Origin of the sequence: Sedimentibacter acidaminivorans, from assembly GCF_017873955.1 — a bacterium.
Lineage (GTDB): Bacteria > Bacillota > Clostridia > Tissierellales > Sedimentibacteraceae > Sedimentibacter > Sedimentibacter acidaminivorans.
Window position 1 is genome coordinate 25,477 of the sequence record NZ_JAGGKS010000012.1, and the last position, 13,999, is coordinate 39,475.

General features: G+C 33.1%; 12 protein-coding genes and 1 riboswitch. All 12 genes read right to left on the reverse strand.

What is annotated here, in order from left to right:
• Positions 1-11 precede the first annotated feature (11 nt).
• Positions 12-1,349, reverse strand: a complete 1,338-nt coding sequence (locus tag J2Z76_RS15855; protein WP_209513070.1) for a vWA domain-containing protein — start codon at positions 1,347-1,349, stop codon at positions 12-14.
• Between the two features lie 18 nt (positions 1,350-1,367).
• Entirely contained in the window at positions 1,368-1,799 is a 432-nt protein-coding gene (locus J2Z76_RS15860; RefSeq protein ID WP_209513042.1) for a hypothetical protein, read from the reverse strand.
• Positions 1,800-2,204: 405 nt separating this feature from the next.
• Positions 2,205-2,588 carry a type II secretion system protein gene (locus tag J2Z76_RS16915; protein ID WP_280922429.1) on the reverse strand — a complete coding sequence of 128 codons (384 nt, stop codon included), beginning with the start codon at positions 2,586-2,588 and terminating at the stop codon, positions 2,205-2,207.
• A 76-nt stretch (positions 2,589-2,664) separates the two neighbouring features.
• Positions 2,665-3,915: a type II secretion system F family protein gene (locus tag J2Z76_RS15870; RefSeq protein ID WP_342455060.1), complete on the reverse strand. Its 1,251-nt coding sequence runs from the start codon at positions 3,913-3,915 to the stop codon at positions 2,665-2,667.
• A 100-nt stretch (positions 3,916-4,015) separates the two neighbouring features.
• A complete protein-coding gene (locus J2Z76_RS15875) occupies positions 4,016-5,065 on the reverse strand; it encodes a type IV pilus twitching motility protein PilT (RefSeq protein ID WP_209513043.1) in 1,050 nt (349 codons plus the stop codon).
• A gap of 21 nt (positions 5,066-5,086) precedes the next feature.
• A complete protein-coding gene (locus J2Z76_RS15880; RefSeq protein ID WP_245210493.1) occupies positions 5,087-6,769 on the reverse strand; it encodes a GspE/PulE family protein in 1,683 nt (560 codons plus the stop codon).
• A 162-nt stretch (positions 6,770-6,931) separates the two neighbouring features.
• Positions 6,932-7,021, reverse strand: a riboswitch (cyclic di-GMP riboswitch).
• On the reverse strand, positions 7,020-7,406 hold the full coding sequence (gene kal, locus J2Z76_RS15885; RefSeq protein WP_209513045.1) for a 3-aminobutyryl-CoA ammonia lyase: 387 nt from the start codon (positions 7,404-7,406) through the stop codon (positions 7,020-7,022). Its footprint overlaps the riboswitch before it by 2 nt.
• Before the next feature lie 185 nt (positions 7,407-7,591).
• A complete protein-coding gene (gene dnaJ, locus J2Z76_RS15890; RefSeq protein WP_209513046.1) occupies positions 7,592-8,740 on the reverse strand; it encodes a molecular chaperone DnaJ in 1,149 nt (382 codons plus the stop codon).
• Positions 8,741-8,934: 194 nt separating this feature from the next.
• On the reverse strand, positions 8,935-10,773 hold the full coding sequence (dnaK, locus tag J2Z76_RS15895; RefSeq protein ID WP_209513047.1) for a molecular chaperone DnaK: 1,839 nt from the start codon (positions 10,771-10,773) through the stop codon (positions 8,935-8,937).
• Positions 10,774-10,864: 91 nt separating this feature from the next.
• Positions 10,865-11,500 carry a nucleotide exchange factor GrpE gene (grpE, locus tag J2Z76_RS15900; protein WP_209513048.1) on the reverse strand — a complete coding sequence of 212 codons (636 nt, stop codon included), beginning with the start codon at positions 11,498-11,500 and terminating at the stop codon, positions 10,865-10,867.
• A 62-nt stretch (positions 11,501-11,562) separates the two neighbouring features.
• Positions 11,563-12,618: a heat-inducible transcriptional repressor HrcA gene (hrcA, locus tag J2Z76_RS15905; protein ID WP_209513049.1), complete on the reverse strand. Its 1,056-nt coding sequence runs from the start codon at positions 12,616-12,618 to the stop codon at positions 11,563-11,565.
• Between the two features lie 206 nt (positions 12,619-12,824).
• The gene (gene hemW, locus J2Z76_RS15910) at positions 12,825-13,955 is read right to left on the reverse strand and encodes a radical SAM family heme chaperone HemW (protein ID WP_209513050.1); all 1,131 of its coding nucleotides are present in this window, start codon (positions 13,953-13,955) and stop codon (positions 12,825-12,827) included.
• Between the last annotated feature and the right edge of the window lie 44 nt (positions 13,956-13,999).

Sequence of the window (13,999 nt, forward strand, 5' to 3'; positions counted from 1 at the left end):
TATCCTCCTAACTATGATATTGGTCCGTAGATATGCCAGGTTTCACTAAGAATAAAATCCACAATAGAGTTAAACACTTCTTCCAACTCAGCGCTGTTTGTAGCTGCATAATACATACCCTTTATTCTGTCGTCTGTGCTGTGGCTGTGATAATTGGCAATTTCTTGTGCTCTTGAGACTTCTTCTGGTACACCGGTGAAACCAATAACAAAAGTCTTCATAAAAACTGTTTGTGTGCTATCATTCTTCTTTATATATCCATTACTAAATAATTCGATGTAGCTCATGGAACCACTAATGGTAGTACTGCCATTTCCTCCCATATCGCTTGTTGAATTACTTATATTGCCTGTTCCGTAATAATTGGTACTCCCATTTAGGCTCGGCCAAAATGTCGGGTTACCATCCATCAATAGAATTGTGTAGTGCAGCACCTCATGATCTGGATCAACAAAATCCACATGCTGGTAATAAGATCGTCTTAATCCATCTCCCGCATTGGTCCCTCCATTTGCATTTAAACTATCAATACTATTCTTTAAACTAGTTTTATTGTCCGCGGCTTTTAAAAATGCTCCCGGATTATTTGCATTGGTGCTAAATGGTATCAATGAAATATATGCATTATCCATATCAGCTAATGTATCAATCAGCTGCTTGGCCTTCTCTTTCATCACTGAAATTCTAACATCGTGATTTCCACCACCCATCTCATAACCCATACTTCCGGATTTGTCTAAAACCATTGTTACGGCTATTTTAACCTTTTCCGAATCAGGTATATCATCTGAGCGATATGCAAGAGTAACGGAAGGTGAAATAGGCGTTCCGGAATCATCAACCAATGCAGCATTAAGCGCATTTAAAATTGAGCTTACTGAAACCTTTGTATCACTGCTGCCGTCAATATATCCGTCAAGCTTAAATTCAATCATTTGGGAGTCTGAGTTAACTCCTTTAAAGTTAAGACTATAGAGAAGTCTACCCTGAGCCCTGACCAAACTTACTTGTCTGTGTGTGCTGGTACTTTTATCCCAAATATAATGAACTATCTCCTTGTCATCATCACTTAATGTAAAATAACTCCATCCACTCTTAAGGTCACTGCTGTCTTCGAACTGATGCTCATTCAACATGAAAACCGCCGATGAATAACGTAGCTCTTGATTGACAATTTCACTTGCTAGTCTCATATCAGACTGAATTTGGAATTCATTACTTACAGCAGCTTGTGATTTGGTAGAAAAAATCATCATTGACCCGGCTAAAGAGATTATAACAACAATAATGGACATTGCTATTATTAATTCTATCAGAGTAAATCCATTTCTAATTCTATGCTTCTTCATTGTTATTCCCTCCGTTTCCTATCGGGACCATTTAATATCACCATAACCGTTGTAATTAAACTCAAGTATTGACTTTCTTGAAACATTTTTTCCAGCTGCTTTACCTACAGATGTTATTCTAACTCTCCTGGTTGTGCCTTCATTAAATCCTTCGACGGTAATTTCAGCTGTTCCTTCATCAAATGTAATAGTGTCTGTTTGTACAGTACTTCCGCTTTGAAATTGTGTAAGCAATGAGGAACTCGTCAACAGTGCCTGATAGGTTGCTTCTGCTCCAGATCTTGCAATGTAATATGACTCCATGCCATCATTTTGAGATACAACCTGTCTAGTATTATTGCCAGCCAAAACAAAAACAGAGGTAGTAATAATGGTTATTACCATAAATGCAATTATAACCATTACTAAGGCTGACCCTTGTTCTTTTTTGAAAAATTTAATTTTATCCATAAAACCACACATCCTTTAGTAATCTCTTTCCTACAAATGATTCTTAGTAAATTCTATAAATCAGCTACTAATAAATAATAAAAAAATAAGTCCAAATGAAAATACATGTTTTACAATTCCATTCCTGTTTGCGTATTAGATTATTAGTTCATCTATTCTCAAAATAATCTTTTAATAAATTTACTACATACAGTATATTATAATTAAATACTATCAGTGGTAGAAAAATACAATCACATTAATCCATATAAATATATTAGTATGTTAATTTCTAGATAATATTTTCCAAATTATAAAAAATGGTACAAGAACTAAATAGCATTGTTATTTAGTTCTTGTGTTTTGCATTTAAGTTTTGCTTTTAGGAATAAGTTAAGTACCAGGTACCAGTTACTTCCTTATTTTTTATGGGAATGTAGTTACAGTCGATGCTGCAAGAGCAGCTTCTGTATTTGCTTTTGTTGGAGAAGCTGTTAATGCTCCATCGGCTCCTAAGGTATAAGTACCTGGTTTAGTTGGCCATTCAGCTAAATAGTCAGGTGTTAAAGCTCCTCCGGGATCTGAAGCATCACCAGCTGCAGGAAAATTTCCTGTATCAGCTTGATACATCATAATGGCACTTTCAATTGTTCTAATATTTGCTGCATGAGCAGACCAGTTAGCTTTGTGCCTTGAACCTGTTAATCTTGGTACAGCTATCGCAGCCAAAATTCCCAAAATTGCAATAACTACAACTAGTTCAATAAGAGTAAAACCTTTTCTTCTCTTTTTAGTAAACATTTGAATCATTTTTCTCTTCCTCCATTTTTAATATCTTTTAATTTTTTTGCTTTATATGTAAATTTTTAATTAAAGCCAATAATTATTACACTGTGTTCATCATATCAAACATAGGCAAGTACATAGCTATTACTATTAATCCAATTACTAAACCCATTACCACTATCATCAAAGGTTCAATCATAGATGTAAGCCTTTGTATGCTTGCTTCTGCCTCTTCATCGTAAAAATCAGCGGTTTTGTAAAGCATGTCATCCAAAGAACCTGATTCTTCTCCTATTTTTATCATTGAATCAACCATTGGCGGAAATATACCTACATCCTTGACGGTTCTTGAAAGTGAAACGCCTTTTCTTATGCTTTCTATTCCGGACAACAATCTTTCTTCAATAATTGAATTGTTTACTACCTTAGCAACCACTTCCATTGCCTGTATCAGCGGTATGCCTGATGATAACAAAGTTGATAACGTCCTTGTGAATCTTGATGTTACAAGCATGGTTGATGTTTTTTTCACTATGGGAAGTCTCAGCTTCATACTGTCAAAAAACCTGGTTCCTTCTTCTGTCTTCATGTACATTGATATGCCAATGACTATTGCAATTACTACAGCCATGTATATATACCAGTATGTTTGCATTGAATTGCTTAAATTTATCAAAAACTGTGTAGGCCCGGGTAGTTCGGTGCCGCTTCCTTCAAACATTCCGATAAATGTTGGCATTATAAACACTAACATAAATACTACCACTGCAACTGAAACAACAGCTAATACCGTTGGATATACCAATGCAGATTTAACTTTGTTTTCTGTTTTATTTTCTTTTTCAAAGTGCTCTGCCATCCTAAGCATTATGGTATCTAAGTTACCGCTTACTTCCCCTGCTTCAACCATGCTGATGAGTATGGTAGGAAATACATCTTTATGCTGTGTCATTGATTCTGACAGGGTTGAACCTTTTTGCACTTCTTCATATGTATCTGCAATTGCATTTTTAAAAGACTTATTTTCAGTTTGTGAAACAAGTATCTCAAGACATGGCACTATACCAAGTCCTGCGCTTATCATGGTATAAAACTGCCTGCAAAACAATGACAGGTCTTTTTTCTTTACTTTCTTTTTAAATATTTCAATCTGGGCTTCGCTTTGTATATCACGCTCTATGGATACTACGAGTTCTTTTTTATCTTTGAGCATGGCTATTAAACCGGCCTCATTGTCTCCCACATACAGTCCTTCTGATTCACGACCATCATTTGATATTGATTTGTATTTGTATCGCATAAAATCATCACCTGCCTTGTATAAGTTATGAATTTCCGCAGTCTCGTTCACCAATTTATTTGCTCCTTACGTCGCATAAATTGGGAACTCGTTGCGAATGACCTGCCACTATTTTTCAGAAAAAAGACTCTGAAAAATAGGGTTAGGGCATCTAAATTTTCTTTTTTACTGCATCCATGTTGTATGCTTGGCTGATTGCTGTTACTTTTGTGATTAAACCCCTTTTGTATAAGTTTATGAGTGATGTATCCATAGTTTGCATACCCAATGCTCCACTTGTTTGTATGGATGTGTCTATCTGATGATTCTTGCCTTCTCTTATGAGGTTTCTAATGGCTGGGGTGGCTAGCATTACTTCATGGGCTGCAATTCTACCGCTGCCGCTTGCTTTCGGAAGAAGCTGCTGTGATATAACAGCTTCAATAACCGCTGACAACTGAACCCTTATCTGTTGTTGCTGATATGGCGGAAACACATCTACTATCCTGTCTATTGTTTTAGCTGCGCCATTTGTATGTAGTGTTGACAATACCAAATGTCCTGTTTCTGCAGCTGTTATGGCTATGGATATTGTTTCTAAATCTCTCATTTCCCCTACTAGAATTACATCTGGATCTTCTCTTAATGCACCTCTTAATCCGTTAGCAAAGCTAAGAGTATCTGAACCTACTTCTCTTTGATTTACTATTGATTTTTTATGTTTATGCAAATACTCCAAGGGGTCTTCTAATGTTATTATATGACATCTCCTTTCAGAATTAATTTTATTGATAATTGATGCTAATGTAGTGGTTTTTCCGCTACCCGTAGGACCTGTTACAAGTATTAATCCTCTTGGCAACTTTGATAATTCATTTACTACGTGAGGAATTCCTAGTTCATCCATTAATGGAATCTTAAGAGGAATTATTCTTAGAACCATTGCATGGGTTCCTCTTTGCTTGAATACGTTTACTCTGAATCTACCTACAGTTGGTATAGAATATGAGAAGTCAATTTCTCCGTCTTCATTTAGTTTATTCAGCCTTTTTTCATCTAATGCCTGTTTTACTAAATCTAAAGTATCATCAGGCGTTAATTTGTTTTCTATAAGTGAAACCAATTGACCATCTATTCTGAATGTTGGTGGCAGTCCTACAGTTAAATGTACATCAGATGCATTTTTTTCAATTCCAATACACAATAATTCTATTAAGTTCATGCTTTCCCCCTTATCCCTTTTTTATCCAAGCGTATATCCTGCTCTCATTATTTCTTCAAATGAAGTATCTCCCTTTAGGGCTAAATCAGTTGATGATTGTAATAATGTAGCCATTTTGTCTTCTAAAGCCTGACGTCTAATATCGTCAGTGTTCGCGCCTTTGTTTATAAGCCTTCTTATGTTTTCATTTACAAGCATTACTTCGTGAACAGCTGCTCTGCCTCTGTATCCGTTATTACAGGAGTTACAGCCAACCGGCTTATGCAATGTTATATCTTGTTTACTATCTATACCCAAAATTTTCTTTTCAGAATCACTTGCTTTATATTTTTGTTTACATTTCGGGCACAATAGTTTTACTAATCTCTGAGATATGATTCCTGTTACAGCAGATGATACTAAATATGGTTCTAATCCCATATCTATAAGTCTTGCAATAGTTGATGGACTGTCATTTGTATGTAATGTTGATAGTACCAGGTGACCTGTAATAGCTGCTCTGACTGCTATTTCTGCTGTTTCTGAATCTCTGATCTCTCCAATCATTATGGTATCAGGGTCCTGTCTAAGAATAGACCTGAGTCCTGCAGCAAATGTAAGACCTGCCTTTGGATTTACATGTACCTGATTAATACCTTTTAATTTGAACTCAACAGGATCTTCTACAGTGATTACATTTTTAGTCTGAACATTCAACTCTCTTAAAATTGTATAAAGTGTAGTACTTTTACCACTTCCTGTAGGTCCAGTAACTAATAGCATCCCATAAGGCTGTGCTATCATATTGTTTAATTTATTTAAATTATCCTGGCTAAAGCCTAAACCCTCTTTAGTAAAATTGAAATTGCTCTTATCCAAAATTCTGATTACTATTTTTTCACCATATACTGTTGGCAGTGTAGAAATTCGTAGGTCAATTTCATTGTCATTAAATCTCATCTCAACTCTGCCGTCCTGTGGGATTCTTTTTTCTGCTATGTCCATTCTTCCTATGATTTTTATCCTGGTTGTTATGGCTGACAAATTTGATTTTGGCAGCACCATTATCTCCTTTAAATCACCATCTATACGGAACCTTACCCTAATATCATTGTGGCTAGGTTCAATGTGTATATCTGAGGCTCTGCTTCTCATAGCTTGTTCGATTATTGAGTTTATTAATTTAACTATTGGTGCAGATGCAACTTCCAGCATTTCTTCTTCAGCACCCATATCATCTTCTGTTGGAGTGAAGGTATCAGAAAATTCATTTAATGCCTTTTGAGTCAATACGTTGCTATAGTATCTTTCAATAACTTTATCTATATCTGCACCAGAAGCAAGAAAAGGTATTACATCCATTTTTGTATACAATTTTATATCGTCTATAGCAAAAAAATTCAAAGGATCCACCATGGCAACTTTTAGCATGTTGTCTTTTTTATCTATTGCTATTAATTTATATTTTTTTACTATACTTTCAGGTATTAATGTGGCCACATTAGAGTTCATTTCATATTTACTTAAATCAACTTTAGGATATCCAAGTTGGAGTTCCAAAGTATCTACAATCTCTTCCGGTTTTAACCACCCCTTATTGACAACGATTTCTCCAAGTCTCATCTTGGTTGTCTTTTGGTATTCCAACGCCTCATTTAATTGTTCATGAGAAATTTTACCTGCATATAATAATAGCTCGCCTAATTTCAAGTTTTGTTTTTGCAATGATTTCACCCTCATATTTTTAATGTTTAAGCTATATTACAATAAGCACTTTATGTAATGATTAATTATAATTTAATTTGAATATTTTGTCAAATTAAATATAATTTTAGAATAATAAATTTTATTGTGTAACTAAAAAAGCCGCAAAAATAAATGAATTATTTTTGCAGCCGAACTATCATAGTATTTTAATATACTTTAGACTTCATAGCTTTGCGTCCTAGTTTTTCAACAAGTTTGCCTTATTAATTTATTTGTTTTTTCTTTGACTATCCTTTGGTACTACGCATGTTCCTGATGCTCTACAAACCACTATTGGTTCTTCTAATACATCACAAGCTGAAGCACTGATGTCTGTACGAGGTACAATAACTTTTCTTGCCTCAAATTTCATTTTTCTTGATGTATTTCCAACTGATACTATTTCTCCTACTGCTTCAATATAATCTCCTGCAAAAACAGGTGATAGGAACTCTACATTATCATATGCACAAAATAATCCTTCATCTCCATCATTCATGATTAATAATTCAGTAGCTACATCTCCGAATAAACCAAGCATTCTTGCTCCGTCTACTAAATTTCCACCGTAATGTGCGTCATGTGCGCTCATTCTTAGTCTAATAATTGATTTCATTGATCTTACCTCCAAATTTTTTTGCCTATTATGTATTGTCACTTTGCCCCGTGACTAGATTAGTTTAACACCGAAATTTGCATTTGTCAATTTTATTCATAATATTTATTGAGATAAATTCCAGATACAAATAAAGAAACTTAAAAGTTTTCATAACAAAAAATAGACGCTCGAAAGCGTCTATTTTATTCCTTAAAGGCATCCTTTACTTTTCCAAAAAAGCCTTTTTTATCTCCATCATTTTTTTCATCTTTTTCGCCCATCTCAACTGCAAATTGCTGCAATAAAGACTTTTGCTTATCTGTTAGCTTCTTAGGTACTGTAACCTTTACTCTTACATATTGGTCACCCTTGCCTGAACCTCTAAGATTTTTAATTCCTTTATTTTTAAGTCTGAATACTGTTCCAGTTTGTGTACCTTCTGGAATATCATATTTAACTTTTCCTTCTATCGTTGGTACTTCTATATTGCCACCAATAACTGCCTTTGTAAATGTAATTGGTATTTCACACCAAACATCATTTCCATCTCTTTCGAATAGTTCATGTTCCTTAACATTTAAATATACATATAAGTCCCCTGCTGGTCCTCCACGTTCTCCGTGATTTCCTTCGCCTCTAAGAGGTATTACTGAACCGGTATCCACTCCTGCAGGTATATTTATTGAAAGTTTCCTAGATTTTTTCTCTTTACCTGAACCATTGCATGCTGTACATGGTTCTTCTACTACTTCACCTGTCCCATTACATGTTGAACAGGTCTTAGTGCTTGCAAACTGACCAAATGGTGTTCTTTGTACTGTTTTTACGCTACCTGCACCACTACATGTTGGACATGTCTTTTTATTTGTTCCTTTTTTCGCACCTGTACCATCACATGTAGTACATTTTTCTATTCTACTTATTTTTATATCTTTTTTAGTTCCAAATGCAGCTTCTTCAAATGTTATATCAAGCTTAATTTTTAAATCCGAGCCTGCTTTGGGACCTGTTCTTTGTGCTCTAGCACCACCGAAGCCTGATCCTCCACCGAAGAAGTCTCCAAATATATCACCAAATATATCATTGAAATCTCCATAGCCTGCTCCACCACCAAAACCTTGATTCTGGTCAAATGCAGCATGACCAAATTGATCATATTTTGCTTTTTTATCAGCATCGCTTAGAACTTCATAGGCTTCATTTACTTCCTTGAATTTTGCTTCTGCATCTTTATTGTCAGGATTTAGGTCTGGGTGATACTGCTTTGCAAGTTTTCTAAATGCTTGTTTTATCTCTTTGTCATCGGCAGTTTTACTTATACCCAAAATCTCATAATAATCTCTTTTTGCCATTACTCTCTTCCCCACCTCACTGTACTTACATGAACTAAGCTAAACCCAAATGAGTTTAGCTTAATTCTATTATTTGCGCAGTCTCGTTCACCAATTTATCCGCTCGCTATCGCTCGCATAAATTGGGAACTCGTTGCGAATGACCTACCGCTATTTTTCAGAAAAAACACTCTGAAAAATAGGGTTAGGGCATCTTATTTGTTATCGTCGTCGTCGTTTACTTCTTCAAATTCTGCATCTACTACATCGTCTTCTGGTCCAGCTGATTCTTGTTCTGATTGACCTTCTGCTCCACCAGTTTGTGCATACAATTTTTGAGCAAGTTTATTGAATTCTTCTGTTAATTTTTCAGTTTTTTCTTTAATTTGATCAACATCATTGCTTTCAATGGCTTTTTTCAATTCATCTACAACAACTTGAGCTGAAGCTTTTTCTTCTTCTGAAATTTTACCATCTAAATCCTTTAATGTTTTTTCAGTTTGATATACTAAACTATCTGCATTATTTTTTACTTCTATTTCTTCTTTTCTTTTCTTATCTTCTTCTGCATATTGTTCAGCTTCTTTAACTTTCTTTTCTATATCCGCTTCTGACATTTTAGTTGAAGCTGTAATAGTGATTTTTTGCTCTTTGCCAGTTCCTAAATCTTTAGCACTAACATTTACAATACCATTAGCATCTATATCAAATGTAACTTCTATCTGTGGAATTCCTCTTGGTGCTGGTACTATACCTGTTAATTGGAATCTTCCTAATGAAATATTGTCGCTAGCCATTTGTCTTTCACCTTGCAATACATGGATATCAACTGCAGGTTGATTATCTGATGCTGTTGAGAATACTTGGCTTTTCTTTGAAGGTATTCTTGTATTTCTATCTATTAATTTAGTAAATATAGAACCCATTGTTTCAATACCTAATGATAATGGTGTAACATCTACTAACAATATGTCTGTTCCAAATTCTCCTGTTAATACTCCACCTTGAATTGCTGCTCCTAAAGCTACACACTCATCTGGATTGATTCCTTTGTCAGGGTCTTTACCAGTTAATCTTTTTACTGATTCTTGAACTGCAGGTATTCTTGAAGAACCACCTACTAATAATACTTTATCAATTTGACTTGCTGTTAATTTAGCATCAGACATAGCTTTTTTAACAGGTTCAACAGTTTTTTCAACTAAGAAATGTGTTAACTCATTAAATTTTGCTCTTGTAAGGTCCATATTCATATGTTTTGGTCCTTCTTGAGTAGCAGTAATAAATGGTAAGTTAATGTTTGATGTCATTGCGCTTGATAATTCTTTTTTTGCTGTTTCTGCAGCTTCTTTTAATCTTTGCAATGCCATTTTATCTTTTCTTAAATCAACTCCGTTTTCTTTTTGGAACTGGTCTGCTAAATAATCCATAACTACTTTGTCAAAGTCATCTCCACCAAGGTGATTATTTCCGCTTGTAGCTTTAACTTCAAATACGCCTTCACCTATTTCAAGTATTGAAACGTCAAATGTTCCTCCACCAAGGTCGAATACCATAATTGTCTGCATGTGGTTTTCTTTATCAATGCCATATGCTAGTGCTGCTGCAGTTGGCTCGTTTATAATTCTTTTAACTTCTAATCCTGCTATTTTTCCAGCATCTTTAGTTGCCTGTCTTTGACTGTCTGAAAAATATGCTGGTACTGTAATAACTGCATCTGTAACTTTTTCACCAAGATAGCTCTCTGCATCTGATTTTAATTTTTGTAAAATAAATGCTGATATTTCTTGTGGTGAATATGATTTACTATCAATCTTAACTTTGTGATCAGTACCCATTTCTCTTTTTATTGATGCTATTGTTCTATCAGTGTTTGTAACTGCCTGTCTTTTAGCTGTTTCTCCAACTAATCTTTCTCCATCTTTTGTAAATGCTACGATTGAAGGTGTAGTTCTTTTTCCTTCAATATTTGAAATAACTACTGCCTCGCCGCCTTCCATAACAGCTACACAAGAGTTTGTTGTTCCTAAGTCTATTCCTATAACTTTACTCATTTTTTTCCTCCATGATAATTAATATAAAATTTAAATTTTTGAGATTGTTATTTTTATCGTTACACTGTATGCAACAAATGCATATTTTACATTATTTTTTTGCTATCCTTACCATAGATGGCCTAATAACTTTATCATTTACAATATAACCTTTTTGCAACACCTCTATGATTGTTCCATCTTCTTCTTTGCTTTCTGAATCAAATGATACTCCATAATGCATATTGTAATCAAACTGTTTATTCAATGCATCTATTTCTTTTAACCCTCTTTTGTCTAAAAGTCCAACAAATTGAGTATAAATCATTTTTATACCATCTTTAAAACTATTACCTTCTGATTTTTCAGCTTCAATTGCTCTTTCCAAATTATCTAATACTGGCAATAAATCTTTAATTACATCTGAAACTGCATTGCCATAGGTAGAAAATTTATCTTTTTCTGTTCTATTTTTATAGTTTAAAAAATCTGCTTGAAGTCTTAACAGTTTATTATTCAAATTTTCTTCCTCTGCACTTTTGGGTTCTTTTTCATTGTTGTCAACTTTATCTTTATTTTCTTCTATTTCTTCTTCTTTTTGTTGACCACTTTCATCCCCTGATGAATCACTTGAACTCCCTGTGTTTTCTTTTTTTTGTTCAGTTTCTTTGACCTCTTCTTCCTTTAATAATTCTTCTTCGAGTTTTTTCTCATTGGAAGTTTTTTTGTCAAATGGCTTTTTTCCCACTATGTTCACTCCTTATAATTGTCTGATTTACTATATATATTTTTTATATTATATTTAACTTTTTATATTTCATTTGAAAAATTTTGATCAATTATTTCATTTATGGCATCAGACATTGACTTAACTGTAGAGATTACTTTTTGATAATCCATCCTAGTAGGACCAATAACACCAATTTTACCAATAATTTTTCCATTGAATTTATATGTTGCTGTTATTAAACTACAATCTCTAAGCTCTTCGTATGGATTTTCACGCCCAATACTTATATCTAAATCATTTTTACTAACAAATTGTACTAAACTCGCTACACTATCTTTATTTTCTACAAATGAAATAAATTCTTTTGCCTTCTCATGGTCAGCATACTCTGGTAAATTTAAAATACTTGTAATACCGTCTGAATATACATTAGTATCCTCTAGTTTATTAATATGGTTCATTAGAAATGGAACAAGTTCAATCAATGCATCTCCCGAATCTTCCCTCCGAGAGTACAGCTCATGGACCAAATTTTCCTTTAGCTCTAAATTAACATCTTCTAACTTATAACCGCTTAACTTTTCTGTAAGTACTGATGATATTCTTTCCATTTGAGAAAATGGAATTGGACTATTTAACTTTAGTGTAACTTGCTTTACAATATTGCTTTGTAAAACGATTATTAATAAAATTTTAGTTTCAGCTATTGGAACTAGCTGTATCCTTTTTATTATTGACTTCTTGAGATGTGGTGCAATAATGAATGAAGTATACTTAGTAAATTGTGAAAGTATACGAACTGAATTTTTCAAAACAGAATCCATTTCATGCGCTTCTTCATCTATAATTTTTATAATATCACTTAAGTTTGAATTCTTTGAATTAGATGATTTTTTCCACAAATCGTCCACATAATACCTATAAGCTTTATCTGTGGGTATTCTACCAGATGAAGTATGAGGTTGAACTAAAAAACCCATTTCTTCTAAATCAGACATTTCATTTCTGATTGTAGCAGGGCTAACTCCAAGCTCATATTTTTTAGATATTGTCCTTGAGCCCACTGCTTCTGCATTATCAATATAACTTGAGATAATTGCCTTGAGTATTTTGATTTTTCTATTATCCAAAGACATTTTATTCACCTCGTTGTTAGCACTCTAGTTAGTTGAGTGCTAATCCTTATGACAATAAGATACTACTTTGCAATCACTTTGTCAATAGAGAAAATTAATTTTTCAGAAATTTTTGCAAAAAAATTAAGGAAAAATTAAGATAACTTTTTCACCTGCAAAAAAATAGTATAATACTAACAATAAAAAATTACACTCCATATTTATAACTAAATCATAAACTTTTCGAAAACAAAATTTGAAATATCCATACCAAATTGAGTTAATTTAATATTATTTTCATTATATATAAGTAATTTATTTCCGATTAAATATTCGATCTGTTTTGAATATTTATCATTAAAATCAATATTGAATTTTTGATTAAATATATTTAAGCTCAAGCCCTCTGTTAATCTCAATTTTAGCATTATATATTCAAACTCAAGCGCTTCAGCATTAAGAGATTCATGAATATTTCTATTAAAAATATTATTTTCAGCATTATTGCAAAATTCATTTATATTAGAGACGTTGCCATATCTTTCATTATTCAAAAAAGAATGTGCTGATGGTCCAAATCCTATGTATTCTTCTTGATTCCAATATTTTAAATTATGTTTACACTCAAATCCCTTTTTAGCAAAATTGGATATTTCATATTGATATATCTTTCTGTCTTCCATAATTTTTCTACCAGTGTAATACATTTCCCTCTCAATATTTTCTTCTGGCATAAATATTTTATGGTCTCTCTCCATTGAAAACATTGGTGTACCTTTTTCAAGCTTTAATGAGTAAAATGATATATGGTTAACTTCTTCATCAATTATTTGGATAACTGTTTCTTCTATGTCTTCCGTAGTTTGACCTGGTATATTGAACATAACATCTACATTAATATTTTCATATCCAGTTTCTTTTGCCCTTTTTATAGCTAAAAGTGCTTCTTCACTATTATGCAATCTACCTATGTTTTCTAAGATATTGTTGTTTAATGATTGAACACCAATACTTAACCTATTGATACCAGCTTTTTTATACACAGATAAATTCTCGTATGTTAAGGTGTTTGGATTTGCTTCTATGGTTATTTCTGAATTCTTATCAACTTTAAAATTATTTTTTATTTCATGTATTATTTTTTCAATATTTTGAGGTTCTATAATGGTTGGCGTTCCTCCGCCAAAAAATATTGTATCTACTACGTATTCCATGCCATTATAACTATTAATCTCTTTAACTAGTGATTTAACATATCTCTCTTCAACTTCTCTATTCCATTTAATTGAATAAAAGTCACAGTAATTACATTTTCTTTTGCAAAACGGAACATGAACATAAATTCCTAATCTTTTCATATTTACTCCTTGTAAATTCTCTAATAAGCATCTCTAATTTGATG

Excerpts from the sequence above, each read along its gene's own strand:
- kal (WP_209513045.1), bottom strand. The coding sequence starts at position 7,406 with ATGAAATCAATTATTAGACTAAGAATGAGCGCACATGACGCACATTAC.
- dnaJ (WP_209513046.1), bottom strand. The coding sequence starts at position 8,740 with ATGGCAAAAAGAGATTATTATGAGATTTTGGGTATAAGTAAAACTGCC.
- hrcA (WP_209513049.1), bottom strand. The coding sequence starts at position 12,618 with ATGTCTTTGGATAATAGAAAAATCAAAATACTCAAGGCAATTATCTCA.
- dnaK (WP_209513047.1), bottom strand. The coding sequence starts at position 10,773 with ATGAGTAAAGTTATAGGAATAGACTTAGGAACAACAAACTCTTGTGTA.
- J2Z76_RS15875 (WP_209513043.1), bottom strand. The coding sequence starts at position 5,065 with ATGAACTTAATAGAATTATTGTGTATTGGAATTGAAAAAAATGCATCT.
- J2Z76_RS15855 (WP_209513070.1), bottom strand. The coding sequence starts at position 1,349 with ATGAAGAAGCATAGAATTAGAAATGGATTTACTCTGATAGAATTAATA.
- hemW (WP_209513050.1), bottom strand. The coding sequence starts at position 13,955 with ATGAAAAGATTAGGAATTTATGTTCATGTTCCGTTTTGCAAAAGAAAA.
- J2Z76_RS16915 (WP_280922429.1), bottom strand. The coding sequence starts at position 2,588 with ATGATTCAAATGTTTACTAAAAAGAGAAGAAAAGGTTTTACTCTTATT.
- J2Z76_RS15860 (WP_209513042.1), bottom strand. The coding sequence starts at position 1,799 with ATGGATAAAATTAAATTTTTCAAAAAAGAACAAGGGTCAGCCTTAGTA.